The sequence below is a fragment of the Pseudomonadota bacterium genome (assembly GCA_016711215.1).
Lineage (GTDB): Bacteria > Myxococcota_A > Polyangia.
The window spans coordinates 776,620-802,977 of the sequence record JADJTL010000001.1 but is presented as its reverse complement, the minus strand read 5'-3'; the positions used below and the strand labels follow the sequence as shown (position 1 = coordinate 802,977).

Below are 26,358 nucleotides of genomic sequence, written 5' to 3'. Positions count from 1 at the left end.
GATCCGCGGGTCAGGGCGCCTGCGTTCCGGGCGCGCGCCGCGGCACGAGCAGCACGCTCGGGCGCACGCGGTAGCCGGTGACGACCTCCGGCGACTCCATCGGCACGAGCTGCCGCGCGACCTCGTAGTCCCGCAGCACGAAGGCGTAGCGATCGTCGAGGCCGCGATCGAGGATGATCGCGCGGTAGCTGCGCCGCGCAACGCGCGCGGCGATCCCGGGCGGCAGGGGCCACCCGGCGCGCAGCACGTCGTTGGTCCCCATCTGGTGGTAATGCGCGGGTTGGCCGACCAGGCGCGGGTAGAAGGGATGATAGGGCATCAACACCGGCCCACCGACCGACGCGAGCAGCCGCAGCAGGGCGCCAGAGGCCGCGTAATCCGCCACGGTCGGGAGCTGCGTGGCGACGCGGTAACGCTGGTGGATCAGCTGCCCGCCGAGGCCGCCGCCGACGACCAGCGCCAGCGCGGCCGCGAGCCAGCGACCGCGGCCTCGGCGCCAGGCCCAACGCACCAGATCGCTGCCGGCGAGGCCGGCCAGGAGGGCGGCGAAGAAGAGCGCCGGGATGTAGGCGTTGGTCTCGGCCCATTGCGTCGCGAAGCCGATCGCCGCGGCGGCGACCCCGGTCGCGACCACCGCCAGCCACCAGCCCCCGCGACGCTCGCGCTGCGACGCGCGCCGACTTCGAATCAGCAGTCTGGCCAGCGCGACCGCACCCCACGCGCCGATCAGCACGGCTACCGCGGGGAAGCGCTTGAAGAGCGCGACCTCGCTCTGCGGCCAGATGCGCGTCCAGTAGACATCGTGCCCCTGGTGCAGCTCGAAGACGTAGCGCCAGAACCAGCCCCCGGTGCGGTGCTGGAGCCAGAGGGTCGTGCCGCCGGCCACCAGCCCGACCGCGGCGACGTAGAGCGGCCAGCGCCGCGGCGCCCGCCAGAGCAGCAGCGCGCCCGACGCCAAGACAAAGATCAACGCCGTTTGTTTGGCCAGAAAGGCCAAGCCCATCAACCCGCCGGCCGCGAGCACAGCGCGCCGGCTCGGCGCATGCTCGGCGAGCAGCACCAGCGCGCCGGTGATCAGGGCGAGCTGGAGCGAGTCGTTGCGCGCCAGGTCGTACCACGAGCCCGTCAGCGGAAAGGTCGAGGCCGCCAGACCGACCGCCGCCAGCGCCCACAGGGCGCCCCAGAGGCGACCACCGGCATGGCGCCACACGGTCCGCCCAAGCAGCGCGCAAGCGACGACGAAGGAGGCCACCGAGACGGCCCGGGCCACGCCGTAGCCCAGCCCCGTGAAGCGCGCCACGGTCGCGACGACCCAGGGATAGAGGGGCGTATAGAGGTGCGGGATGAAGTCGGCCGAGGGCGGCGCGTAGATCGGCTGCCCCTCTAGCACGCGCAGCGCGTGGCAGAGCATGCCGCCCTCCATCCACTCCAGGTCGAGCGGATAGCCGATACGCCGCGCGATCACCGTGCCGAGCAAGACGACGTGCAGCGCGCCGCCCGCAGCCGCCAGCGCCGCGCCGAGCCAGCAGAGCGCGGCGGGCAGCGCGGCGACCAGCTCCCGCCGCCCTAGACGACGCAGCCGGGGGGCGGGGATCGTCACGAGCCGAGCTCGGCGGGGAAGGGCCCGAGCTCGCGATCGAGCCGCTTGAGACAGCAATAGTAGCGCGGGCGCAAACCCGAACCCGGGTCGAGGCAGATCCAGTGGTAGCCACGCGCCCGCCACGCCTGCTCCTCGGCCGCATCCGGGCGGTAGGGCAGGTCCTGGTGATGGCCGAGGTGGCAAATCAGGTCGGCGCGGCGCTCCAGGACGTAGTCCAGCGGCGCCGCCTTGGCATGACCCGGCCGGGTGCCGCTGATCGGCGCGTGGTGGGCGATCCACGCGTCGTTGAGCCCAAAGGCGTCGAGCACCGGCAGGCGCGAGGCATAGGCGATCGAGCCGGCGCCTCCCGCCGCCAGCAGCGCGTCCGCCGGCAGGTGGGCTCGCAACCAGCGCCCGATGATCATGCGGTCGGCGGCGAACTTCTCGAGATAGCCGGGCGTGTCGAGCCCCCAGCGATAGTACGACGGCGCCCGACTCTGCCGCGCGAGCCCGACGCTGTTCCAGGCGCTCAACGCCAACACGCCAGCGATCACCGGCAGGGCGCGCGCGGGGCGCCAGCCGCGCGCCTGGCTCGCCGTCGGGCGATCGCAGAGCTCGCGCAGCAGCTCCTGGCCCAGCAGCGCGAAGAGCGGCAAGAGCGGGACGAAGAAGCGACCGAGCGTCATGAAGTCGCCGCCCACCATCGCGATGTAGCCGACATAGGGGACGACCAGCAGCGCCCAGTAGCTCCACCAGCGCGAGGGCGCGAGGGCGCCGCCCGGGGTCGCGCTGCGCGCCGCGCAGCAGCTCGTTGTAGCCGGACGCTCGTCGGCGCGCGCACGCTGGCCTGCGCGCCGCGCGACGACGACGCGCCAGCGCAGCGCTAGCAGGGCGAGGAGCAGCGGTGCCAGGCACCAGAGCTTGGTCTCGCCGAAGAAGTCGCGAAGGTAGGGCCAGCCCCACTGGCGCAGCATCACGAGCGTCTGGCCCTGCGCCTTGACGTAGAAGGTATTGGGCAGCGGATAGCCATAGTAGCGCCAACGCCAGACGAAGAACGCGGCACAGGGCAGCAGAAAGGCCAAGGCGCCCGACCACTCGGCGCGGCTCGGCCGCAGACGCCCTTCCTCGCGGAGGTTGCAGGCCAGCCGGTGGAGGCTCGTCAGACCCCAGAGCAGCGCGCCCTCCGGCCGCGTCAAGGTCGCGAGCGCGAAGAGCAGCCCACCCGCGACCGCCCGCCGCGGCTGATCTCGCGGTCGCGCCGCGAGCTCGGCGGCGTAGAGCACTATGCCGCCGAGCGCCAGCGCGCTGAAGAGCTGCGTTTCCAGCCCGCCCCCGCACCAGGCGGCGAAGTGCGCGGCGCTGGCCAGCCACAGCGCGCCGAGGGCGTCCCAGGGCGTGGCACGCCCGCCGCGATAGAGGCGGCTCAAAGCGACCACCAAGCCCAAGACCGCCGTCGCCGCGAGCGTCGCCAGGACGCGCGCGACGAGCTCCGGCGCGACGCCGAGCCTGAGGCCAAGCGCCAGCAGCAACATCCAGAGGAAGTTGGTGTAGCCCTCGACGCGCTCGCCGAGGTTGAAGACGGGTTGGCCGTGGGTCGCGAGGTTCCAGCTATAGCGAAAGGTGATGTAGGCGTCGTCGGTGACGAAGGTGTACCAGCGCGCGTGCAGCCAGAGCGCCACCGTCGCCAGCAGCGCGCCGCCAACCGCCCACCAGCAGGTCGCCTCCGCTGCGCTCGAGCCGGTGCTGCCGCTCGCGGGCGAGCTCGGGTGGGGGGGGGCTGCGCGGGCCATTAGGGCTCGAGCTGCGCGGCGAAGCAGTAGTGGCGCCCGCCTGAGGCCGCGGCGCTGACCTCGAAGGCCAGCTCAGCGCGCCGACCCGCCCAACGCGACGTATCCACGCGCCAGGCCTCCCAGCCGACAGCGTTCGAGCGCTCGCGCGTCGCCACCGCCTCACCGTCGACCCACAGACCGAGGCGCACGGCCGCGCCGGTCGGAAACGAGGCGACGGCCTCATCGCTGAGGCCATGATGGCCGACGACGGCGCGGCCGAGCCGCACGCCAGGGAAGACGATTCGCAGCCCGGCCCCGTCGATCGGATGGGCCCAAATGCAGCGGCGCAACTCGCCGCCCACGCGCTCCGCCGTCGGGCCCACGTAGTTCCAGCTCCCGCGCGAACATTGGAAGCGATCGACGCGCGTCTTGCCGCAGGCCTCCGCGCTAGCCCCGTCCCGCGGGCGAAGCTCGACGCGTGCCAGCGCGAGCTGCTCGCGTAGCATCGGCGGCGCGCCGCGCCCGCTCAGCGCCGCGCGCGCCCCCAGACCGACCAGCGCGAGGGCCAGCGCGCCGAGGACCAGCACGACGCCGCGCGCTTCCAGCGCGGCCCCGGCGCGCGCCAGCGGCCCGCCCCAGCGCGCCGCGACCCGCCGACGCAGCGGGCGCAGCCCGAGCACCAGCAGCAGCGCCACCGCACCCCACGACAAGAGCGAGCCGAGGCCATTGACCAGCGGCCAGGCGTAGTCGACGGCGATGGTGCCATTGGGCGCGGGCAGGCCGACGAAGATCGGCTGGTGCGCGAGGCCAGCGGTCGTGATCGGCAAGGCCCGCCCGCCGACGAGCCGGGCGCGCCAGTTGGCATAGTTGGAGAAATGAAGAATCAGCCGCGACGAGGGCCCCGCTCCGCTGACCTGCAGGCGCACTCCACCGCGCTCGGGCTCGAAGGCGAGCTCACGCACCACGCCCGGCCCCTGCAGCGTCCAGCGGCGCGCGCTGTAGTCCTCGAAGGTGTAGACGGCGATCGGGCCGAAGCGCTCGAGCAGGCGCGTGCGCGGCCCTGGCGCGGCCCCGCGCGTGACCACGTACTTGACGGAGAGCGCGCGGTAGAGCTCGGGGTCGGCCTGATCGGGCTTATGAATGAAGTTCGTGCAGGGCGTGAAGCCGAGCTTCAGCGCCGGGAGGCCGTTGCTCAGCGGCGCCGCCGAAAAGAAGTGATCGTTGTAGTCGGCGACGTAGGCGATGCGGAAGAAGCCGCGCTCCTTACGCGCCAGCTCGCGGCTATAGGCGAGGAAGCGCTGGTAGTCGGCCCACTCGGGGATCGACGCGCGCGTGCGCAGATGGCCGAGATCGGCGCCATGCGCGCTGCGCCAGGCCTGCGCCAAGGGCATGATGAAGGGCGCGGCGGCCAGCGCCGCGACGGCGCCGAGGGCCCAGCGCCGCCAGAGAGCGCCCTGCCCCACCACCTGCTGGCGAACTGGGAGCGGCGCCCGGCCGACGCGCGCGAAGAGCGTGGCCACGGCATAGCCGGCCAGCAGAAAGACGCAGAGCTTGGCGGGGATCGAGAGCCGCTGAAACTGCACCTGCCCGAAGGCCGGCGAGAGCGCGAGCAGGTCGAGGCGCTCGAAGGCGGTGCTCGAGGCCAGGAAGAGCAGCACCGCGACCCAGACGAGCAGGAAGACGCCGGCGAGCTGGCGTCGCCGCAAAGCGACCAGCCCGCCGAGGACGCCGAGCCAGACGACGATCGGCGTGCCGTTGGTGAAGAGCGTGCCACGCCAGAGGTCCTGCGCCATCACGGGCAGCGACTTCCAGGTCTCGCCGTAACGGGCCATCCAGGCGCCCTTGGTCATGAAGGGCAAGAGCCAATAGGCTGCCAGGGCGGCGCCCAAGCCCAGCGCAGCGAGGGCGCGCGTCAAGACCGCGCCGGGGCGCAGCTCGGCATCGAGCGAGCGCACCAGCAGGTAGACCGGCACGCCGAGGCCGAAGCAGATCACGGCGGCCGGATGTGCGAGCAGGGCGAGCGCGGTGCAGAACGCGGCGAGGACGAAGTCGCGCGGGCGCCCGCGCCGCAAGACGGGATCGAGCGCGGCGAGCGCGGCGAAGGTGAAGGCCGTCGACAAGACCTGCGGCCAGACCCCCCACCAAACCGTGTACGACCAACCACCCTCGCGATAGGCCCCGCGGTCGAGCAGGAAGCAGAGCGCAGCGACAAAGCCGGCGAGGCGCCCGAAGTGCATCCGGCCGAAGGCGTAGATGGCGCAGGCCGAGCCAGCGAACATGATCAAGAAGGCCAGCGCGTAGGCCCCCTCCCACCCCAGCAGTCCCACGCTCCCGAGGTAGGTCGCCCCGATCAGGTAGTCGCCGAGCGGCGGGTAGTCCTCGCCCGCGGGCCAGCCGGCGAACCACAGGTCGCTCCAGCCGCTGAGCCGACCCCGGGCCAGCATTCGCGTCACGAAGTGCCAGGCGCGCGTGAGGTGCACGGGATGATCCGCCGACAAGGGCATGCGGCCGATCAGACAGGGCCAGAGCAGCGCCGCCGCCACGCCGATCAGCGCAAGCCAGGGCAAGGCCGCAGCGAGCCGTCCACGGCAGCGCGCCCCACGGCAGCGCGCCAAGTCCGCCTCGGCGACGCGCGCGCCCACGCCGAGCCAGAGCGCGTAGCTGCCCCAGATCAGGAGCGCGATGCCGCCGAGCTGAAGCGCGTAGAGCGCGGCACGCCAGGCGAGCGCCAGCCCGAGCGTCACGGCGCCTAGCCCCAGCGCCGGGCCGAGCCAGCGCGGCCGGGCCGCAACCGGGGTCTCGGGCGGCAGCGTTGCGTCCGCCTGCCTGGCCACCTAGGGCACCTCGGCCAGGACGACCGTCCAGGGCAGGGGCGTCAGCACACGGCGCACCTGCAGGACCCGCCCGACCTCGCGCACGAAGCCCTCCGTGCCCCAATGCTGCACGTGCCCCGGGGTGTTGCCGCCTGCGGGCCAGTAGGCGCCGCGGGCGAGGTTCAGCGCGCGCCAGAGCGGTTCGCGCGGCACGCTGAGCAGGACGTGGCGGCGGCTGACGCGGGCCAGCTCCTCGAGGGCAGCGGCGGGATCAGGCAGATGCTCGAGGACCTCGCAGGCGACGACGAGGTCGAAGCTGCGCCTCGGGAAGCCGAGCCGCGTCGCTGACTGCGCGGCGAGGGCGAGCAGCGGCTGACGCTGCCGAGCATCGCGCAGGATCAACGGCGAGAAGTCCGTGCCGACGCAGCGCGCGGGCTCTAGGGCCACGAGCCGCCGCAGCAGCTCCCCCTCGCCGCAGCCGACCTCGAGGAGGCTCTGCGCGCCGGTCAGGCGGTAGCACTCGCCGACGGCCGCGAGGAAGCCCCGCATCATCCGGCGCACAAGCGGGTTGCGGCTGTTGTACTTATCCGTGACGTTGCCGGCGATGATGCCGCGATCCTGGAGCATGGCGTAGGGGTCCCGGCAGCTGCGCTTGAGGCCAACCGACCACGAGGTCAGGGCAGCGCTTAACAGAGCCCGCGCGCGGCTGTCAACGCAGGGTCACCCGCGCTGGCCGCGAGCGCGTCACGCCGCGAGCGCGTCATTGCCGCTGGTCCAGCGCGCCGTTAGAGTCACCGCTCCAACCCACGGCAAGGCAGGAGGCAACACCATGGCACATGACGAAGGGTCGCCAGTGACGAGGCAGACGGGGGCCGAGGGCGTTACGCGGCGCGAGCTGCTGGCAGCGGCGGGCGCCGGCGCCGCGCTGGCTGCGTTGGCCACGCCGAGCCTGGCGCTCGGGGCGGCGGCGATCGTCCAGGCGCCCTTGCCCTACGCGCTGAGCGCGCTCGCCCCCGTGATCTCCGCACGCACGCTGGGCGTCCACTACGGCAAGCACCACCAGGCCTACGTCGCGAACCTCAACAAGCTGATCGCGGGCACGCCCTTTGCGGACCAGCCGCTCGAGAAGATCATCCGCGGGGCTGCGGGCCAGCCCAAGCACCAGGCCATCTTCAACAACGCCGCGCAGGCCTGGAACCATGCCTTCTACTGGCGCAGCCTCAAGCCCAAGGGCGGCGGCAAGCCGCGGGGCAAGCTCGCCGAGCGCATCGCTGAGGCCTTCGGCAGCAGCGAGGCCTGCACGGAGCAGCTCGCCGCCGCGGCCGTCGGGCAGTTTGGTAGCGGCTGGGCCTGGCTGGTGGCCGACCCCGCGGGCAAGCTCAGCATCGCGCATACTGGCAATGCCGAGCTGCCGCTGACGGCGGGACTCAAGCCGCTGCTGACGATCGACGTGTGGGAGCACGCCTACTACCTCGACTACCAGAACCGCCGCGCGGACTACGTCAAGGCGCTGATCGAGACGCGGCTCAACTGGGATTTCGCGGCCGAGAACCTCGGCTAACCCGGGGCACGCGCTGAGGCCCGCCCGCGCCGCGAGCAGCCGCGGGGGGCCTCAGCTGGTCCGCCTCAGGTGCTCGGGATGAGCTGCGCATCATCCCAGCGCACGACCACCGTCCGAGCCCCGTCGCCCCCGAGGAATTGGCAGGAGCGCTCGGTGAGGATGACCCAATCCTCCCCGCGCACGGCGTCGCGCCAGTACTGGAAGCCGGGATCCCGTGGATGGCGATCGCGGTCATTGTCCGCCAGCAGCGGCACCGCGACCTCGTTGCCATTCGGCTGGCGGATGAAGGTGAAGACGCGCTGGCGCGGTGTGAGCAAGTTCGGCGTGACGGCCCGCGGGCGACGCGCGCTCGCGGGTGCCCCAGCGCCAGGGACGAGCGGTCCGAAGGCGCAGATGGCACGCGTCAGCCCGGCGATGAACATCGTGATGCCCAGCGTATCCTGCGCCAGGTAGCGCATCGAACCATCGCCGCCGGCGCTGCCGGGCAGCCCGGAGACCCCGATCAGGAAGTCGGAGGCCTGAGTGGCGTAGTTGGTGCGCCTGATCTCGACGGTGAAGATCGCCGCGGCCCCTTGGGCGCGGGCGCGCAAGCGGGCTCCGGCCTGCGTCCCCGCATTGAAATGACAGGCCGCGTGCGGCGCACAAGGGCCGCCCAGGGTGGGCTCGCCGTCGGAGATCAGCACGGCGTTATGCCCGCCGGCAATCCCGGCGAGTTGGGCGCGGGCGGCGTCCAACGCGGCTGCAGCGTTCGTGCGCCCGTTGGGCGCAGCAGCGGTCAGGGCGTTGCCGATCGCCCGTGCGTTGCTCAGGTTGGCGGCCGAGGGCGCCACGTTCTGGGTCACGCCGTCGCTGAAGACGATCAACCCGTTGCGCACCGGCAGCGTCAGCGCCGTATAGGCTGTCAGCACCGACTGCATCACCTGAAAGGCGGAACGCCCGTTGGCGGCCAGGATCGGGTAGCGCATCGACTCTGAAGCGTCCAGGACCATCACCACGGCCGGCCAGACGGTGCCGAAGCGCGCGACGTTGATCTGGGCTCGAGCCGTGGCGTTGATCTGAAAGATCCGATCGAGCAGCGGCACCCTGGCGCCGAAGTCGAAGGTCGCCCTCAGCCCGACGTCGACGTCGGCCACGTTGTTAGCCAAGTTCTCTGTGCGGGCGCCGAATTGCGGGCGGAGCGCGAGCTGGCTGTTGGCGGTGGCGAAACGGAGGGCGTCGCGCGGGGCCCTGTAGGGCAGGCCATTCTGCTCGAGACTATAGGCGGCGGCGAGCGCCAGGGCATCGGCGGCGCTCTGCAGGGTGCGCCGGTGAAAAGAGAGCTGGCCGAAGAGCACCACGGCGACGCCCATGGCGACGAGCACCGTGAGCATCAACGCGGTCATCAGCGCGATACCGCCCTGCTCGCCCTGGCGCGCCGCGTTCATCAGCGCGCCAGCGGCATGAGCTGAAGGCCGCCCGAGCGCTGCCTCGCCTCGCCCTCCGAGCCACCCTCGGAGCGCATCCCCGCGAGGATCGCCTGACCGTCCTCCGCGGTGGCCTCGACGGTCGTCGCCTCGCTATCGATGCGCGCCTGCCGCTGGACCGCAGCCGCGTAGGCCTCGCCGGTGCGCGGGTTGAGGTGGCGCGGGCCAGCACAAGCGCCCAGCACTAAGCCAAACAACAGAGCGACTCGCAGCATTAGAGCTTCTCCTTCTCGCCCGCGGCGGGAGTTTTCGCAGTTGCCGGCGCCGGATCCGCAGTGGAGGTCGCGCCGCCTTCGACGGCCGGCTCGGCGCCTTCGAGATCATTGTCGTCCGGTTCGGCGCCGAGCAGAGCCGCAGGGACCGTCGCGCCGGAAGGCCCAGCCGCGTCGTTGCGGTCGACCTGGGGCTCGAGCGCGCGCAAATTGCGCTGCGCCGCGGAAAAACCCGGCTGCTCCCGCAGCGCCCGCTCGTAATAGAGCCGCGCCCGTTGAGGGCGGCCGCGCAGCTCGGCCACCAGGCCCATATTGGTCCAGGCCATCGCCTGACTGCCCGCCTGACGAAAAGCGCGCAGCGCCTCTTCCTCGTCGTCATCGAGCCCGCGCACGAAGCCGAGGTTGTTGTAGGCGCGGCGCAGCGTCGGATCGAGCCGGATCGCCAGCTCGAGCTCTTCCTTGGCCTCGGGACGCCGGCGGTTGAGGAAGAGACAGAAGCCGAGGTTGTTGTGGTACGCGGCCACACCCGGCCGCAGGGCCACCGCGCGACGGTGATGCCGCTCGGCCTCGTCGTGGCGACTGAGCTGATCGAGCAGGACGCCGAGCGCGGCGTGCGCCCGCGCGCTATCGGGACGCCAGCGGACGACCAGCTTCAGCTCGGCCAGGGCCGGCCCGTGCATCTGCTTCTCCCGCAAGACGATGCCCAGCAGCAGCCGCAGCCCGGGATCGCGTGGGTACTGGGCGAGCAAGCCGCGGAGCTGCGGCAGGGCTCGGTCGTAGTCGCCCTCTTCGACGAGCCGCCACACCATCGCGCGCTGGACCTGCTCGACGTCGGCCGCCTTCATCGCCGACGGCGGGCCAATCTCGGGTGCCACGGCAGCGGTCGCACAGCCAAAGGCGCCGAGCGCGCCGAGCAGCAGCGCGCATCCCACCAGTCCAAGGGCCCGAAACGAGTTCATCGACTGATCAGCTCCCCTGCCCTTGGAAGAAGCTCGCGATCGCGAGAATCGCCGGCCCGAAGAGCATCAGCAGCATGCTCACGAGCAGGCAGAGCACGAGCGGAAGGGTCAGCTTGGCGTTGGTCTTGCCCGCTTCCTCCTCGAGGAAGGCCAGCCGCTGCGCACGCATCGCCTCGGCATGGGCCCTCAGGGCGCTAGAGACGTTGCCGCCGAGCGCGCTGGCCTGGCCGATCAACGCGGCGAGGTTCTGCACATCGGGGTGGTCCAGGCGCTGTGCCATCCGGCGAAAGCTCTCCCCCATCGAGAGCCCGGCGCGCATCTCCTCGAGCGCGATACCCAACTCGCGCGCCAAGATATCTCCGCGCTGCGTCCCGCGCGCCACGACGCGTGCCAGGCCCTGCTCGAGGTTGAGCCCTGCGTCAAGACAGGTCACCAGCAGATCGAGGGTCGAGGGCAACGTGCGTCCCAGCGCGAAGAGGCGCTCCCTCGTGCGACCATCGAGCCAGATCGAGGGTCCGACGCCGACCGAGAGTACCAGCGCGCCGAGGATCAGCACCTTGACCGCGAGGTTGCTCAAGGGCGCAAACAAGACCACGGGGACGGCGATGAAGAGCAGGATCAACAGCAGCAAGCGAACGCTGAGGTAGAGATCGACGGCATCCTCGCTATGCAACCCGGCGCGCGCGAGGCGCGATCTGAGCGCGCCGAGCTCGTGCGCGTCGGCGGGGCGCAGCCGAGCGCCGAGCTGCCCCAGCGGCGTCGCGGGCACCTGCTCGGCCGGGGAGGAATCAGTGAAGGGAAGGCTCGCCCTTCGCCGACGCACCGCGCGGACCGCAAGGGCCAGGCTGATCAGCGCAAAGGCCGCCAGTGTCCCGCCGATCACGAGCTCGTTCAGCATCTCTCTCTAGGCCCTCGGTCGCAGCAGCCGCGACATCCAGAACACTCCCAGGCCCCAAAGCACCACGGCGATCCCGAGAAACCAGCGTCCGCCTTCTCGCGCGACGAGCGGCGCGAAATAGGAGCCCTCCGAGAGCAGCACCCCGGCGACGACGAGCAACGGCATCGCCGCCAAGATCACGCCGGAGAGGCGTCCTTCGGCGGTCAGCGCACGAAAGCGCGCCTCGTAGCTGGCCTGGGCGCGCAGCGTGCTCCCGATCTTGTCGATCACCTCGACGAGGTTGCCGCCAGTCTGTTTCAGCACGAGCACGGCCTCGACGAAGGTAGAGAGCGAGCGCGAGGCGTCGAGCCGCTGACCCATCTGCACCAGCGCCTGTTCGATCGGGCGACCCAACTCATACTCGTGGTAGCAGCGGCGTAGCTCGCCGCCGAGCGGGTCTGCCGTCTCGACGCCGATCAGGCGAATCCCGCCCTCGAGGGTCTGCCCGGCCCGTAGGCTCAGGGCCATCAAATCGAGCGCCTGGGGGAGCTGGCCATCCAGGGCTGCCAGGCGCGAGCGTCGCCGAGCGGCGACGTAGCCACCAACACCGATCGCCGTCATCAGCCCAAGCAGGACGCCCGCGACCGGGCCGCGACCGATCAGCGATCCAACAAGCATTACGCCGACCAGGGCAGCAGCCGCGCGGAAGACGAAGCGCTCGGCCGACGCCTCGATGCCCGCCTGCGCTAGCACCGGCGCCAGGCGCTTGACCCAATCCTGCCGACCGAGCCAACCCGCGCCCCCCTCCTCCGCCCTCTGCCCCGGCAGCGCCGGGGAGAACTCGCGTGGGCGAAGCTGTTCCTGAAGCGCGTCCGCGCGGCGTTGGCGCAGGCTTCGCCGCCACCAGAAGACCGCTTGCAGGAGAAAGAGCAGCGCCAGCCCGCTGAGAATGGCGAGCATGCGCAAGGCGGTCATCGACGCGCCCCCTCGCCGGCGGGCGCGGGCCGACTCCCCTGCGCGCCGGCGCCGGCGGCGCGGAAGCGCTCGCCGAGCGCGCTGCTGCCGACCGCGCGGAAGGCGCCGACGACGGCGCCCGTGGCGGTGATTCCGCTCTGATCGAAGGCGAAGACCGGCTGCAGCTTGACGGCAGCGTCGTCCGATCCCACGACCTCGGCGATCATCGCCACCCGGCGCTGACCGTCGATGTAGCGCGCAACGTGGACGACCAGGTGCAGTGATCGGGCCACCATCTGGCGCATCATCGGCTCGCCAAGCTGGGTGCCCGCCAGCGCCAGCATCGCCATCAAGCGGGTCGTCGCCTCCTGCGCGCTGTTGGCGTGGATCGTCGTCATCGAGCCCTCATGGCCCGTATTCATCGCCTGCATCATGTCCAGCACCTCGGCGGCGCGCACCTCGCCGACGACGATGCGATCGGGGCGCATGCGCAACGCATTGCGCACGAGATCCCGAATGCTGATCTCACCGCGACCCTCGGTGTTCGGCGGACGCGTCTCGAGCCGCGCGACGTGCGCCTGCTGCAGCTGCAGCTCGGCCGCATCCTCGATCGTCAAGATGCGCTCGCTCGCGGGGATGAAGCTCGAGAGCGCGTTGAGCAGCGTGGTCTTGCCCGCGCCGGTGCCGCCCGAGACGAGCACGTTGCACTTGGCCCGCACCGCGCTGCGCAGGTACTGCAGCATCGCCTCGTCGAGGGCGCCGCGCTGCACCAGGTCGGCCGCCTTCACCGGCCCCGTGCCGAAGCGCCGGATACAGAGCAGGGGGCCATCGATCGCCAGCGGCCCGATCACGGCATTGACGCGCGAACCGTCGGGCAGGCGCGCATCGACCATCGGAGACGACTCGTCGATGCGGCGGCCGACGCGGGCGACGATGCGGTTGATCGTGTTGAGCAGGTGCGCGTTGTCGCGAAAGCGCACCTGCGTCAGCTCGAGCACGCCCTTGCGCTCGATGTAGACCTTGCTCGCCGTATTGACGAGGATGTCGCTGACCGCGGGATCGGCGAGCAGCGGCTCCAGCGGCCCGAGGCCGATGATCTCGTCGACGACCGCTCCGACCACGCGCGTGCGCTGCCGATCAGAGAGCGCGACCCCGGCCTGCGCCAGGAGCTGATCGACGAGCGCCGCGATGCGCTCGCGCAGCCCCGCCGCGTCGAGATCGCGGATGCGGGTCATATCGAGGCGATCGACGACCTGGGCATGCAAGCGCTCGAGTAGGGGATCGAGGTCGCCGGCCTCGGCCAGCCGATCGTCGCTGCGCGCCGCCGCCACGGGCTTGGGCGGACCACTGACTCGCTCCGAGATGCGCATCCGCGGACCTCTCTCCCCTCAACTCGCCACCCCCGCTCAGCGGGGGCGGCGCGACCACCAACGCCGGGCCACGGGCCGCGTCGGCGCGGCGAGGCCAAACAGGCCGTGAATCATCCCCTCGATCGCGCCATCGACCGCACCGCCAGCGTCCACCTCGTGCAAGAGCGCCCCCTTCATGGCCGCTCGACCCGCCGTCGCGGCGTCCTCTGGAATCACCGCCACGGGGGCCTGCCCGAGCGCCTCGGTGAAGGCCGCAAGGCTGATCGGATGGCGCGGCGAGTAGCGATTGACGACGATCTGGATCTTGCTCGCGGGGTAGCCGAGGCGGCGAAAGATCGCCAGTCGCCGCGACGCGCCGCGCACGGCCGAGACACCCTGGGTGACGACCAGCACCACGCGATCGGCGACGTCGAGCGTCGCCAGCGCGTGATCGCCGAAGTCGCGCACACCATCGACGACGACGCAGGCGAAGTGCCCTTGCAGGTAGCGCAACACCTGCGGCATCCGGCCTACGGTCAGCTCGCCGAGCTCCTCGAGGTTGCCGACCTGCGAGACGACGCTCAGCCCCGACCCGTGGCGCGGCAGCATCGGCTCGAGCATCTCCCAGTCGAAGGACTCCATCTCGTGGGCGAGCCGCGACATCGCGCACTTGGGCTCCAGGCCGAGCACGGTCAAGGCATCGCCGAGCTGAAGGTCGAGGTCGACCAGGCAGGTGGCCTGCTGCCGGCGGGCCAGCGCCGCGGCGCCGTTGCAGGCCAGCGTCGTCGCGCCCGTGCCGCCATGCGTGGCGAAAAAGGCAACGACCTGTCCGACGCGCGCAGCGGTCGTGGGCGCTTCCACTGGCATCGCCGGCGTCGCTGCCGCCTCCGGCTGCGCTCCTTGACCTTGCGCCGTCTGGTAGGGATTGGCGCGAACCGTCGTTAGCTGGTGGTGGCCGCTTTCGCGGGGTCCCAGTGGGCTTGGTTGTTGCTCGGTCAATGGCGCCGCAAGCGGGCGTTCGAAGCGCTCGGGCCCGCCGGCGCTGCGCCTGACGACATCTTCTTGCGGCGCCGCGCGAAGAGGAGCGCTGACCTCGCGTCGCGCCTGGCGCGAGCGACCCGTCACGTGCTCGAGCAGAATGGTCGTCGGAACCTGGTCGAGGTTGCCCGGGCGGCGCATGGGCACATTCGCGCGCTGAGCCTCGCCGGTGGGCGGCCGCGGGGCGCCGGCCAGGCCCGGCTGCACGGCCAGCGGGCGGCTGGGCTCGCGCCCCGGCGGCTTCATGGATTGAATCCAACCGGTCCCGCGGCACCGCGACCGCTCAGCTTGATGCGCTTGTTGACCTCGATGTCACCGAGCAAGAAGAAGCGTACATCGCCCGGGTCGCTGATCTCATCCTCGCCGGGCAGCGGAGGGACCTCGCCGGCCTTCAGCGGCTGCACGAGATTCGCGGTCACCAGAATCACGAGCTCCGTCTCCGTGCGCCGAAACGAATTGCGCCGAAAGAGCATGCCGATCACCGGCAAATCGCCGAGCAGGGGCACACGACTCGAGCTGTTCTCGATCCTGTCCTGCAAGAGCCCGGCGATGGCGAAGCTCTGCCCGTTCTTCAGCTGCACCGTCGTCTCGCCCAAGCGGGTCGAGAGGCCCGGCACGCTCGTACCCTGGATCAGCACGGCGCTGCCCTGGTCGCGCTCGCTGACCGATACGGCGACCTTGAGGCGCATCGCATGATCTGCGAGCACCGTCGGCGTGAACGAGAGCTGCACGCCGAAGCGCTTGAACTCGATGCCCGTGTTGCCGAGCCCCTGCGGAATCGGCACCGGGAACTCGCCTCCAGCGAGGAATTCAGCCTTCTGGCCGCTGAAGGCGACGAGCGTCGGCTCGGAGAGCACCTTAGCCATCCCTTTGCCGCGCAGGAGATTGAGGGCGATGCTCAGCGGGAAGGACGAGCTGTCCTGACTGGCGAAGAGCAGGCCAAAGGCGTCCGTCGCGAAGGGCGGCGTCAGCAGCGGCAGCGGGGAGAGCTGTCCCGCGCCCGGACTCTGCCCCCCCCCGATCTGAAGTCCCGAGCCAGTCTCGCCCAGATCGGGCGCCAGCGCCGCACCGAGCTGCGTACCGGGTGCCATCAATCCCCCCGTACGGTCCGCCGTACGGTACCAGGCGTTGACACCGATCTGACGGAGCGCGGTGCGAGACACCTCGGCGATCTTCACCCGCAGCTGGACCTGCTGCTTGCCCCGAATCGAGAGGAAGTTCAGGACCGAGGCCCGCTCGCGATCCAGGCCCAGCGTCGCCAGGTGCGCCTGCACGATGCGCTCGGCGCGTTGGGAAACCAACACATCGTCGACGACACCGGTCAGCGCGAGCGAGCTGCCGACCGCGCGCACGGCGATGCGCTGCCGGGGCAGGATCGCGCGCAAGCGCTCGGCCAGCTCGTTGACCGGCAGCACGACCTGGACGAGGTGATGCTCGACGTTGCCGGAGCGGTCGACGGTCGTGATCCGTGTCTGCCCGAGGCGCTTTCCGTTGACCAGCAGGCGGCCGCCACCGAGCGCCTTGACGTCCGCGATATCGGCGCTGGAGACGCTAATCTCCGCCACCCCGGCTGAGAGGGGCAGCGTCCTCGAGTCCTGCAAAGGCACCACCAGCGGGGGCGCGCCCGAAGCCACCGTCTCGGTTAGCAGAAGCGCCAGCGCGGCGACCAGGAGCTGGCAGCGCGCCCACGCAGGTCTCCGCCGGCGCGGCGCCTCGTGCGTGGTTGCGACTGCCGCGAGTTCAGGCTGCCGGCGGGGCGCGAAGGGCTCGGCGAAAGAGCAGGGCATGACTTCTCCGTGGCGAGATTTACTGTCCATCGCTGCTGCGCAGAATGCGAATCGCGGGACTCTCCTGCAACGTCGCGCCGCGACGCTCCCTCCCGGCGGCCGTGTTTGGGCTGGCACGCCGGCGCTGAATCACCGACGCCCGCGCGCCGGTGGCGCCAGGCCCCGCGCCCGATAGCGCGGCCTCGGGATCGGCGTCCAGCTCGTCCCCGGCGAAACGCAGGCGGCTGAAGGTGCTGGTCACCACCTCAGCATGGTCGTCCGGATGGCGCAGCGAGAGGTCGAGATGGCCGTCACGAGCGGCCAAGGTGAGGATCGAGGCCTGCTCGGGCGTCACGAGCAGCGTCACGACGCCCCGCGCCTGCCGCTCCGCAGCGGCGTCGTCCTGGGTCGAAGCGGCCGCGGCGTCGTCATCCTTTCGCGCGGCGCTCGCCCGTCGCGCGGCGATCGTCACGGGGTCGATGTCCTCCCCGACCGCCAGCACCTTGACGTCCTGCAGCACGACCCGGGTCTTGAGCAAGGCATGCCCCTCGGCGTCCTCGTCGTTGATGGTGCTGAGGACGTCGACCCGCGCGCCCGGGTAGACCAGCCGGGAGAGGGTCACCTGATCCGCGCAGGGCACCGCGACGGCGCGCTTACCGCGCTCCATCAGGGCGGCGATCCCGAAGCCCGCGTGGGCCTTGGAGAGCTGACTGCGCAGCAAGGGCTCGCCCCGCACGAGCGGAATCAGCGGCACGCGCCCATCCTTCAGCGCATCCTCGATGCGGCTGAAGGCGCCGTCAGGAATGGCGCTCTTCGGCCACTCGGCGAGCCGCAGCGCCTCCGCAGCGACGGTTTGGCCCGCCGGCAGCGCCGACTTGACCACGACGAGCGACTGAACCGGATCGCCCGAGTACTTGCGCTCCAGTACCGTCGAGAGCACCCAGGCGGCGGCCGCCGCACAGGCGACGGCCGCGATCATGAAGAAGACAGTCGCTGCTGATGAAGCGCGGCGCGTCGTGACCTGAGCCATGCTGGCCTCGTACTCCGCGCTCGCAGCCGAGCGCCAGGGGGTTCAATAGGGCATCACCGCGCGCGCGGTGACCTGATTCAGCTGCCCGCCAATCTGCGCCTGGAGCACCTGGACGAGGCCCCCCGGCTGCGTGCAGGTGGCGGTGACCTGGAACGCATTGACCGCAGGATACCCCGGCTCGGCTGGATTGGTCGTCGCGACGGTCAGCCTAACACACGCCTGATTGGCGACGAAACCCATCCTGTTGGTCACGACGCGGTTGGCGCAGGCCTGGCTCGGATCGCGGGCCAGCGCGCAGGTGCGGGCGGCGCTATACACGGCGCCGGCCAGCGCCGAGCGAACCGTCAACATCTGACCGAGAATGAGCATCGCAACCACGAGCAGGAGGAAGAGGGGCAGGACGAGGGCAAACTCGATCGCCGCCCCGCCCTGCTCCCCCGAACGGTCACCATGGCGTTTTCGGGCTCGCACTGATTCCCTCCGCTCTGTGGCGGCTCGTTGCGCTGCACCGGCAACGAGCCGCCTCCCGCTCAGCGGCACACCCGCCATCCATCAGCGCCCAGCCGGAGGCGCTACTAGCCGCCGCTGCTCTGCACCGTGCCAGAAACGCGATTGAAGAGGGTGCGCAGGTTGTTGCGGAGCAGCACCAGCGCCGCGATGATACCGACGGCGATGACTGAGGCGATGATGCCGTATTCGGTGGCGGAAACTGCACTCTCGTCGTTCCACAGGCGGACAACTAGGCTCTTCATGGGTCGCTCCTCCGGCCTCTCGGGCCACTGTACCGCGTCTGCTTACTGGGCGATCGCGGCGGGTTGCTGTTGGGAAGCAGCGACAGCAACCACTGTACCAGGTCGCTTTTGGGGCGTCGACGGGAAGGCTATTCCCTTTCACGACGGCAGGTTGGCTGCGAAGCCTGCCGCGGCCGATCCGCGCTGCGGGAATCGGTAAGCGGCCGCGCGCGGGCCGTCGGCGCGCCAAGGAGCCAGCCGCGGTCCGAAGAATGCCGCGCAAATGCAGATGGTTCGATGACACCGCCGGAGTCGCCCATGCGCCCGAAGGCGGTGGAGAGGCGGTCCCCCGGAGGGAGGGGGTCTACCCCCCAGGGGATCCGCATGGCCGCTGACTTCAAGTCTAGGCCCTTGTATTTTCTTTCATTTCTAGCGTCTATCGCGACCCAGCGGCGGTCCCCGGTCGGCGCCGCTACCACTTGAGCCTCGGGTTTCGGCGGTACGCGACCCCCCAGTGCCCGCTCGACGGCCCCACACCTAATTGAAGGGATATCGTCTCATTGGACGAGGCACGGAGCACTTCGGTCGTCGGTACGGTCGATGCATCACTTTCGATGCGGAGTGAGAAGGCAGAGTGCGAAATAGGAAGCGCGTCGGCTGCGTGGGGCGGCCGAAGAACGAATGCGCTCACAGATGAGCGCTCAGATGGTCCGGCCATCGCATGGAGGGAAGACGGATGCCCAGCTACACGCGACCGGGTTCAAGGCTTTGTTTGGCGCTGCTTGCGGCGCTACCCGTCCTCGGCTGTGCGGGCGCCGACGACAGGGACGCGGCCGACCCCGCGCTGAGCCCCGACCCGCAGGGCCAACACCCGCTCGAAGCGAGCCCGGCGGCGGAGGCCTATACCGCCATTCTGCGCTCCTACGAGCGCCTCGCCACGGGGCGTGAGCGCGGCGTGGCGCTCTTCATCGGCGCGCTGCAACAGAGCCTGGTGGATAAGGGTATCGACCCGCAGATCGTCGCCTCGATCACGGCCGAGCGCATCGGTGCGCCGATGCCGGGCGGGACGGTGGCCAACGCCGATCCCGTGCGCGGCGCCATGACCTCCGCGCTGCGGCAACCGCTCGGCCGCATCTCCCTGGCGCTGCTCGCCCAGTCGGAGTTCTCGAAGTACTACGACTGCCCGCTGCTTGCGCCGGAGCAGGTCGAAGGGACGAGCTGTGAGCGGCTGGTCCAAGACACCGTCGCCCAGTCGAGGGATCAGCTCACCAGCGCGGAGGAGTCGGTGGCGCAGAGCGTGCGCGAGCGCTTCGCCTGCCTCAGCGACCAGGCCCAGGCGTTCGTCACGGCCTGGCAGGTCGAGGGTGCCCAGCGCGGCGTCACGGCGGCCGCCACCTATGCGGTCTACGAGCTGCGCGCCGCGGCGCAGTGCGACGACAAGACCAACGCCAAGGCCGTGGCCTATCGGCTCGGTCTCGAGCAGGGCTGGGCGCTCGCCGATGCGCAGCTGGCGTCTGCCCTGGAGCAGGTCAACAGCACCTGTAGCACGGACCTGCGGCGCATCACCGACAGCATGCGGACCCGCGCCCGCGGCAGCGTCGAGCGCTTCGTCAGCGCAAACCGCCTGTGCCAGAACGCGGACCTGAGCCTGGTGAATCCCCGCCTGGTGGAGGGCGAGACGATCCGGCGCGAGGGCATCACGGCCGGCATCGACGAGCGGATCGTGATTCTTCAGCGGCAGCTCGAAGCCGCGGTGCTCGAAGCCTGGTCGCCCGGCGGACGCTGCGTCCCACCAGACACGGGCGGCGGCGGTGGCGGCGGCGGTGACCCGCTGATCGTCGATCTCGACGGCGACGGCCTGGCCGAGGGCGCAGCCCCCAGGGCGACCTTCGACCTCCTGGGCAGCGGGCGGCCGCAGCAGGTGCGCTGGGTCGGGCCGCGCGATGCCTTCCTCGTGATCGACCGCAATGACGATGGCCGGATCAACGCCGTCCAGGAGCTCTTCGGCGACGTGGGTCGCTGCGGCAACGGTCGCTGTCGCGACGGCTTCGCGGCGCTGGCCGAGCTCGACCGTGAGGTTAACGGCGGGACGGGCGATGGCCTGGTCGATGCGCAGGACGCGGGCTTCGGCGGCCTGAAGCTCTGGCTCGACGCCAACGGCGATGGTCGCACGCAGGCGGGCGAGCTACAGACGCTGGCGGAGCACGGCATCAGCGCCCTGCCCCTCCAGGCGGCCTTCGCGCCGCAGGGGATCGCCCAAGGGTTGGTCACCAGCAGCGTCGCGCTGCCCACCAGCCAGGGGCCCCGCCCGCTCGTCGAGGCCTGGCTGCGGCTGAAGCCGTAGCGCGGATCCTCCGCCGCTAGCTCCCCCGCCCCGATCGCCCTCCGGGTGCCCAACCCAGCCTGCTGCGAGCCACACCAGCAACGCGCGCAGAGCAGGCGCAGAGCGGGCTTGCGCCGCGCCTACCGAATGGCTAGCCTCTGCCCGCCCGACCTCAGGCTGAGCTGGGCGGAAGCAAGGAGGAGAGCCACGATGCGCCAGAGCCTACCCAGGATTCCACTGCAGCTCCTGACCCTCTGCTCGCTCCTGGCGACGGCCGGCTCCGGCTGCACCAAGAAGGATCAACCACCGAGCGCCGGCACCGAGGCGCCTCGCGCCCGGCAGGCCACTCCCGTCGCGCAGGCCGCGTCGACCCCCGCAAAGGTGGCTGCCGCGAAGGGCCCCGCAGCCGCGGCCACAGCGGGTGGCGCTCCGGCCAACGCCGCACCACCGCCGCCGCCGGGCGTGGCCCGCGAGGTGGAGCTGACCACGACGCGAGGAAAGCTCACGATCGAACTCTATGCCGACAAGGCGCCGGGCACGGTGGCCAATTTTGCGGAGTACGTCCGCGCCGGCTTCTACGACGGCACGATCTTTCACCGCGTGATCGACGGCTTCATGATCCAGGGTGGCGGTTTCGACACCTCGTTCACTGAGAAGCCGACGCGCGCCCCAATCCAGAACGAGGCCAACAGCGGGCTGCGCAACGAGCGCGGCACGGTCGCGATGGCGCGGACCTCGGATCCCCATAGCGCCGGCGCGCAGTTCTTCATCAACGTCAAGGACAACGCCTTCCTCAACCACCGCGACAAGAGCTTGCGCGGTTGGGGTTACGCCGTCTTCGGCCGGGTGACGAAGGGGATGGCGGTGGCCGACGCGATCGCCAAGCTGGCGACGGGCCCCAAGGGTCCCTTCCCGCAGGATGTCCCGCAGGAGGACGTCGTCCTCACCGGGGCGCGCGTCCTGCGCTAGTCGCCGGGAGACCTGCCTCAGTCGCGGGGCGACCTGCGTCACGTCAGTCGGGGAGAGCTACGCCGAGCCGTGAAGCTGATCATTCAAATCCCCTGTTTCAACGAGCGCGACACCCTGGCGCAAACCGTCGCCGAGTTGCCGCGCGCGTTGCCGGGCATCGACTGCCTCGAGTATCTGGTGATCGACGACGGCAGCCACGACGGCACGGCCGACGTGGCGCGCGCCTGCGGGGTGCACCACGTCGTGCGCTTCGCGCAGAACCGCGGGCTGGCGCGTGCCTTCATGGCTGGCATCGACGCTTGCCTACGCCTCGGCGCCGACGTGATCGTCAACACCGACGCCGACAATCAATACCTGGCGGCGGACATCCCGCGGCTGATCGCGCCGATTCTCGAGGGCCGCGCCGAGGTGGTCGTCGGTGATCGGCAGGTGCAACAGGTCGCGGCGTTCTCGCCGCTGAAGAAGCGCCTGCAGCGCCTCGGCAGCTGGGTCGTGCGCCTGGCCTCGCATACTGCCGTCCCCGATGCCACCAGCGGCTTTCGCGCCTATGCGCGCGAGGCCGCCCTGCGCCTCTTCGTGACCAACGAGTTCACCTACACGCTAGAGACGCTGATCCAGACCGGCCACGCCAATCTGGCGGTCTGCTCGGTGCCGGTGGGGACCAATCCACGCACCCGCGCCTCACGCCTCTTTCGCAGCATTCCCCAGTACGTGCGCCGATCGATGGCGACGATTCTGCGTATCTACACGATGTACCGCCCGCTGCGCGCCTTCCTCGGCGTGGCCGCCCTGCTCTTCTTGCCAGGGCTGGCGTTGGGCCTGCGCTTCCTCTACTTCCACCTCACGGCCACCGGCGCCGCGGGCCATATCCAGTCGGTGATCCTCGCGGCCACGTTACTCCTGCTGGCCTTCACGGTGCTGCTCTTCGGGATGCTCGCCGATCTCATCGGGGCGAATCGCAAGCTGCTCGAGGAGCTCCTCCTGCGGCAACGTCGCCTCGAGTACGGCGACGCTGCCCCGCGCCTGACTGCGCCCTGCCTGCACGAGCCCTCCGCCAGCGGCGCGGTCCCGCAGCAGGCGCCGGCCGAGCCCGGGACGTGACCGTCCAGGCGCTGCCCTCGACCGTGTCAGCGCGCGAGGCCCCAGTCGGCGCCACCCCTCCGCGCTTGGCGCCGCGCCCCGGCCGCTGGCGCTTCGCCGCGCGCGCGCTCGTCGGTCTGGCGATCACGGTCCTGATCTTCGCCGGGCTCTCGCATTGGGTCGATTGGGTGCAGCTCGCGGCGCTGCGCCGTGAGGCGCGCTGGAGTGTGCTCGGGCTCGGCTTCGCGCTGATCGTGCTGCTCTACGCGCTGCGCACCGCACGCTTCGTGCTCTTGGCCCCTCGCACGCCCTTCCCGGCGATGTTCTGCATCGCGGCGCTGCATAATCTGCTGCTCCGCGTGATGCCGCTGCGCACCGGCGACCTGGCGTTCGGCTTCCTCGTGCGCCGCGCGCGCACGGCGGGGCTGGGCGAGAGCCTGCTTGGGCTCGTCCTGCTGCGGCTGCTCGACGCCACCGTGGTGGTCGTGGTCTTTGGCGTGACCCTGGCGCTCCATCCAGCGATCTACCGCGGCAGCGCCAGCGTTGGTCTCGTGGTCGCGCTCGCGCTCGCGCTCGCGGGCGGCGCGGTGGTCGTCGCCCTGCCGCAGCTCCTTCGCCTCGGCCTGCGTTGGATCGGCGGGCTCGCCCGCTGCAGCGGCCTCGCCGAGCGACCTTGGTGTGAGCTGCTGCTGGCCCGCCTGCGCGGGGCGATCGAGGCCCATGTCGGCCTGCCGCGGCGGGTCATTGCCATCCAGACTGGGCTGACCGTCGCGCACTGGCTGCTCAACTACGTCATCATGCTCGTGATCCTGCGCGGCTTCGGCGTGTCGATCACCCTCTCACAGGCCATCCTCGGCGGCACGGCGTCTACTGTCAGCGGGTTCCTGCCGATCGCCGGCGTGGGGACCTTCGGGCCACTGGAGGCCGGCTGGGCGCTGGGCTTCGCGCTCGTTGGCCTACCGCCGCCGCTCGCCGTCGCCACGGGCTTCGCCTTCTCCGCCGTGACGTTTATCTACACGGCGCTGCTGGCCGTCCCAGCCTGGCTCCTGCTCGACTGGACCTTGCGACGCGCCGCGCCCCATGCCACCGACCCCGAGGTCGCCCGATGAGCGCGCCTTCAGGCGCTGATCCGGCCCCCTCGGCGCGGGGCTGGCCCCACCCCTCGCTGCTCTTCGCCTTCGCCCTCGTTGCCCTGCTGGCCTGGGAGCTGATCGCCACGCGACGACAGCATGAGCAGGCCACGCCCGCCGCTGATTGGCAGGCCGCGACGGACGCGCTGCGCCGCCTGCATCGCGGCGGCGAGCCGGTGCTCGTCGCACCGGACTGGGTTCGACCCCTGGCCTACGCGAAGCTCGACCAGCTGATCGACCTCGAGGGAGCGACGCTCTCCGATGTCGACCGCTTCGCCCGCGTCTGGCAGCTCAGCACGCGCGGCGCCCAGCATCGCTGGATCGCGCAGCGCGCGCCCGCGCAGGCCTGGCGTTTTGGCCGCGTCGAGCTTGGCCTCTTCGTCAGCGCGCAGCCCGCGCGGCTGCTCTTCGATTTCACCACGGCGGCGACGTCAGCGGCGCTGCGGCAGAAGGGCCAGACCTTGACGGTCGCGCGCCTGAGCCCCGCCGGCCGCCGCGCCTGCCCGCGCGTCGGCGAGCGCTTCGTCTGCGACGCCGACACCGACTGGCGCTGGGTCGGGCCGCATCTCGCCGAGGTCGACCACCAACCCTACCGCTGCCTCTACGCGCACCCGGGAGCCGGAGAGCAGCTCGTCATCGCCTACCGCGGCGTCACGCTTGGGCGCACGCTCGTCGGGTATACCGGCATCGACGACTTCGACAGCCGCAAGCTCGGCCGCGCACCCGTCCTGCTGCAGACCTTCGTCGATGACGAGTTGACGGCCAGCGTCGAACACGCCAACGCGGCGCCCTGGACCCGCTTCACTGCGGATACGCGGCGCTTTGCCGGCGTGAATCATCGGGTGGACTTCGTCTTGACCACGCCTGATCAGGCCTACCGCAGCTTCTGCTTTCACGTCGAGGCGCGGCAATGACCACCCGGCCGCACCGCGCACCCCGCACGCCCCGCGCGCTCGACTACCTGCTGGCGCTCTGCCTGCTCGTCGGCAGCGTCGCCGCGCTCGGCCTGGCGCAGCGGTCCGTCGGCATCACCCGCGACGAAGCGACCTACTTCGAGGCGGCGCAGAGCTACACGCGTTGGATCGGCGCGCTGGCCGATGGGCTCGCCAAGGGCACGCAGCGGGAGGCGCTGACCACCGGCGCGATCACGCGCGCCTGGGGCGTGAACCGCGAGCATCCGCCGCTCTTCAAGACGCTCTTCGGGCTCTCGCACCACCTCTTCCACGAGCGCGCCTGGCGCCTGCCCTGGCCGCCGCCGAGCGCCGACGCCGGCGGGCCCGGCCTGCTGCCGGCGATCGACGCCTTCCGCCTGCCGACCTGGCTGCTCACAGGCGCCGCCGTAGCCCTGCTCTACCTCTTTGGCCTGCGGCTGCAGAGCCGCACGGCGGGCCTGTGCGCCGCGCTGCTCTACCTCACGCTTCCCCGGCTCTTTTTTCACGGGCAGCTCGCCTGCTTCGATGCCGCGATCGCCTCGCTCTGGCTCTTCGTCGTCTACGCCTACTACCGCGGGCTGGAGCACGCCGGCTGGGGCCTGCTCTCCGGCCTGCTGCTCGGGCTGGCGCTGGCGGGCAAGCATAACGCCTGGTTTCTCCCGCCGCTGCTGGTCGTGCACTACCTGGTCGTGGTTCGCCCCGACTGCTCGTTGCGGCCGCTCTTGCTGCCGCGGCTGCCGATCGCGTTCGTCTCGATGGCGTTGCTCGCGCCCGCGCTCTTCGTCGGATTATGGCCCTGGCTCTGGTTCGAGCCGCTGGCGCACCTGCGCGAGTACGTCGGCTTCCACCTGCACCACGCCTATTACAACATCGAGTTCCTCGGTCGGAACCTCGCCCGCCCACCCCTGCCGGCGAGCTACCCCTTTGTAATGACGCTCTTCACCGTGCCCGCGGTGACCCTCGCGCTCGCCTGCAGCGGAGCGCTGCTGCAGCTGCGCGCCTGGGTCTACTGCACCTTCGGTCGCTGGCTGCGCCAGCCCCGCGGCAGCGCTTCGGACGACTCGCGCTTCCCGGCGCGCCGCAGCTGGCTGCGCCCCGCGAGCGGGCTCAACCCTCGCGCCGGTCTGCTGCTCGCGCTCAACGCGCTCTTCCCACTGCTGCTGATCGCCCTGCCGACGACACCGAAGTTCGGTGGGACCAAGCACTGGCTGCCTGCCTATCCCTTCCTGGTGCTCTTCGCGGGCCTCGCGCTCGGCGCGCTAGGCCGCGCGCTGCGCCGCCCATACCCGGCGCTGGCGCCGCTGACCTGGGCGCTGCCGCTCCTCGTCGCCCTCCCGGGCGCGCTCAACCTCGCGCAGACCCATCCCTTCGGCCTCTCCCAATACACCGCGCTCGCTGGCGGCACGGCCGGCGCCGCGGATCTGGGCCTCAACCGACAGTTCTGGGGCTACGCGCCGCGCGCGCTGCTGCCCTGGCTCAACGAGCATCTGCCGCCGCGATCGCGCCTCTACCTCCACGACGTCAGCCACGACGCCTATCGCGCCTATCAACAGGCGGGGCTGCTGCGGCCGGACCTCGAGGACGCCGGGATGGAGCAGCCCGGGATCGCGGCCTCCGACCATGCCCTGGTGATTCACGAGCTGCACTTCAACAAATACGATTACTGGATCTGGCAGGCCTACGGCAGACCTGCGCCGCGCGAGGTGCTGGCGCTGGACGGTGTGCCCCTCGTCAGCGTATATGAGCGCCGCCGATATGCGCCCAGCCACGCCCCAATCCCCCCCGCCCCGCGCTGAAGCGGCGCCACCGCGCGCCTGCTCGGC

The 26,358-nt window shown here is 71.1% G+C and carries 22 protein-coding genes; 7 read left to right on the top strand and 15 right to left on the bottom strand.

The features are described from left to right. Positions 1 to 10: 10 nt before the first annotated feature. Genes IPL40_03155 through IPL40_03140 form a run of 4 tightly spaced genes read right to left on the bottom strand, consistent with a single transcriptional unit; the run spans position 11 to position 6,788 of the window. On the bottom strand, positions 11 to 1,600 hold the full coding sequence (locus IPL40_03155; GenBank protein MBK8480166.1) for a DUF2029 domain-containing protein: 1,590 nt from the start codon (positions 1,598 to 1,600) through the stop codon (positions 11 to 13). After that, on the bottom strand, positions 1,597 to 3,369 hold the full coding sequence (locus tag IPL40_03150; GenBank protein MBK8480165.1) for a hypothetical protein: 1,773 nt from the start codon (positions 3,367 to 3,369) through the stop codon (positions 1,597 to 1,599). The genes IPL40_03155 and IPL40_03150 overlap by 4 nt, the downstream gene beginning before the upstream one ends. Continuing rightward, positions 3,369 to 6,182: a hypothetical protein gene (locus IPL40_03145; protein ID MBK8480164.1), complete on the bottom strand. Its 2,814-nt coding sequence runs from the start codon at positions 6,180 to 6,182 to the stop codon at positions 3,369 to 3,371. Before IPL40_03145 ends, IPL40_03150 begins: the two co-directional genes overlap by 1 nt. After that, the gene (locus IPL40_03140) at positions 6,183 to 6,788 is read right to left on the bottom strand and encodes a class I SAM-dependent methyltransferase (protein MBK8480163.1); all 606 of its coding nucleotides are present in this window, start codon (positions 6,786 to 6,788) and stop codon (positions 6,183 to 6,185) included. It abuts the gene before it with no gap. Positions 6,789 to 6,990: 202 nt separating this feature from the next. On the opposite strand from IPL40_03140, the gene IPL40_03135 reads away from it, so the two are divergent. Continuing rightward, entirely contained in the window at positions 6,991 to 7,722 is a 732-nt protein-coding gene (locus tag IPL40_03135) for a superoxide dismutase (GenBank protein MBK8480162.1), read from the top strand. 65 nt (positions 7,723 to 7,787) lie between these two features. On the opposite strand, the gene IPL40_03130 is transcribed toward IPL40_03135, so the two are convergent. Genes IPL40_03130 through IPL40_03080 form a run of 11 tightly spaced genes read right to left on the bottom strand, consistent with a single transcriptional unit; the run spans position 7,788 to position 18,122 of the window. Next, positions 7,788 to 9,146, bottom strand: a complete 1,359-nt coding sequence (locus IPL40_03130) for a VWA domain-containing protein (protein MBK8480161.1) — start codon at positions 9,144 to 9,146, stop codon at positions 7,788 to 7,790. Continuing rightward, entirely contained in the window at positions 9,146 to 9,400 is a 255-nt protein-coding gene (locus tag IPL40_03125; protein ID MBK8480160.1) for a hypothetical protein, read from the bottom strand. Before IPL40_03125 ends, IPL40_03130 begins: the two co-directional genes overlap by 1 nt. After that, positions 9,400 to 10,356, bottom strand: a complete 957-nt coding sequence (locus IPL40_03120) for a tetratricopeptide repeat protein (protein MBK8480159.1) — start codon at positions 10,354 to 10,356, stop codon at positions 9,400 to 9,402. The genes IPL40_03125 and IPL40_03120 overlap by 1 nt, the downstream gene beginning before the upstream one ends. A 7-nt stretch (positions 10,357 to 10,363) precedes the next feature. After that, positions 10,364 to 11,254, bottom strand: a complete 891-nt coding sequence (locus IPL40_03115; GenBank protein MBK8480158.1) for a type II secretion system F family protein — start codon at positions 11,252 to 11,254, stop codon at positions 10,364 to 10,366. Positions 11,255 to 11,260: 6 nt separating this feature from the next. After that, complete coding sequence (locus tag IPL40_03110; GenBank protein ID MBK8480157.1) at positions 11,261 to 12,208, bottom strand: type II secretion system F family protein; 948 nt, start codon at positions 12,206 to 12,208, stop codon at positions 11,261 to 11,263. After that, positions 12,205 to 13,557, bottom strand: a complete 1,353-nt coding sequence (locus tag IPL40_03105; GenBank protein ID MBK8480156.1) for a CpaF family protein — start codon at positions 13,555 to 13,557, stop codon at positions 12,205 to 12,207. The genes IPL40_03110 and IPL40_03105 overlap by 4 nt, the downstream gene beginning before the upstream one ends. Before the next feature lie 36 nt (positions 13,558 to 13,593). Then, positions 13,594 to 14,820 (bottom strand): AAA family ATPase, encoded by a 1,227-nt coding sequence (locus IPL40_03100; GenBank protein ID MBK8480155.1) that lies wholly within the window; start codon positions 14,818 to 14,820, stop codon positions 13,594 to 13,596. After that, a complete protein-coding gene (locus tag IPL40_03095; protein MBK8480154.1) occupies positions 14,817 to 16,361 on the bottom strand; it encodes a type II and III secretion system protein family protein in 1,545 nt (514 codons plus the stop codon). The genes IPL40_03100 and IPL40_03095 overlap by 4 nt, the downstream gene beginning before the upstream one ends. Positions 16,362 to 16,380: 19 nt before the next feature. Beyond that, positions 16,381 to 17,370 (bottom strand): Flp pilus assembly protein CpaB, encoded by a 990-nt coding sequence (gene cpaB, locus IPL40_03090; GenBank protein MBK8480153.1) that lies wholly within the window; start codon positions 17,368 to 17,370, stop codon positions 16,381 to 16,383. Between the two features lie 42 nt (positions 17,371 to 17,412). Continuing rightward, the gene (locus IPL40_03085) at positions 17,413 to 17,919 is read right to left on the bottom strand and encodes a pilus assembly protein (protein ID MBK8480152.1); all 507 of its coding nucleotides are present in this window, start codon (positions 17,917 to 17,919) and stop codon (positions 17,413 to 17,415) included. 26 nt (positions 17,920 to 17,945) lie between these two features. Continuing rightward, a complete protein-coding gene (locus tag IPL40_03080; GenBank protein MBK8480151.1) occupies positions 17,946 to 18,122 on the bottom strand; it encodes a Flp family type IVb pilin in 177 nt (58 codons plus the stop codon). 715 nt (positions 18,123 to 18,837) lie between these two features. Here IPL40_03080 and IPL40_03075 point away from each other — a divergent pair. The 6 genes from IPL40_03075 to IPL40_03050 all read left to right on the top strand — a co-directional run bounded on the left by IPL40_03075 (position 18,838) and on the right by IPL40_03050 (position 26,331). Continuing rightward, positions 18,838 to 20,445 (top strand): hypothetical protein, encoded by a 1,608-nt coding sequence (locus tag IPL40_03075; protein MBK8480150.1) that lies wholly within the window; start codon positions 18,838 to 18,840, stop codon positions 20,443 to 20,445. Positions 20,446 to 20,634: 189 nt separating this feature from the next. After that, positions 20,635 to 21,393 carry a peptidyl-prolyl cis-trans isomerase gene (locus tag IPL40_03070; GenBank protein MBK8480149.1) on the top strand — a complete coding sequence of 253 codons (759 nt, stop codon included), beginning with the start codon at positions 20,635 to 20,637 and terminating at the stop codon, positions 21,391 to 21,393. A 69-nt stretch (positions 21,394 to 21,462) separates the two neighbouring features. Further along, positions 21,463 to 22,494, top strand: a complete 1,032-nt coding sequence (locus tag IPL40_03065) for a glycosyltransferase family 2 protein (protein ID MBK8480148.1) — start codon at positions 21,463 to 21,465, stop codon at positions 22,492 to 22,494. Next, positions 22,491 to 23,582, top strand: coding sequence for a flippase-like domain-containing protein (locus IPL40_03060; GenBank protein MBK8480147.1), 1,092 nt, complete (start codon positions 22,491 to 22,493; stop codon positions 23,580 to 23,582). The genes IPL40_03065 and IPL40_03060 overlap by 4 nt, the downstream gene beginning before the upstream one ends. Further along, positions 23,579 to 24,517, top strand: coding sequence for a hypothetical protein (locus tag IPL40_03055; GenBank protein ID MBK8480146.1), 939 nt, complete (start codon positions 23,579 to 23,581; stop codon positions 24,515 to 24,517). Before IPL40_03060 ends, IPL40_03055 begins: the two co-directional genes overlap by 4 nt. Further along, the gene (locus tag IPL40_03050) at positions 24,514 to 26,331 is read left to right on the top strand and encodes a glycosyltransferase family 39 protein (protein MBK8480145.1); all 1,818 of its coding nucleotides are present in this window, start codon (positions 24,514 to 24,516) and stop codon (positions 26,329 to 26,331) included. Before IPL40_03055 ends, IPL40_03050 begins: the two co-directional genes overlap by 4 nt. The last annotated feature ends 27 nt before the right edge of the window (positions 26,332 to 26,358 follow it).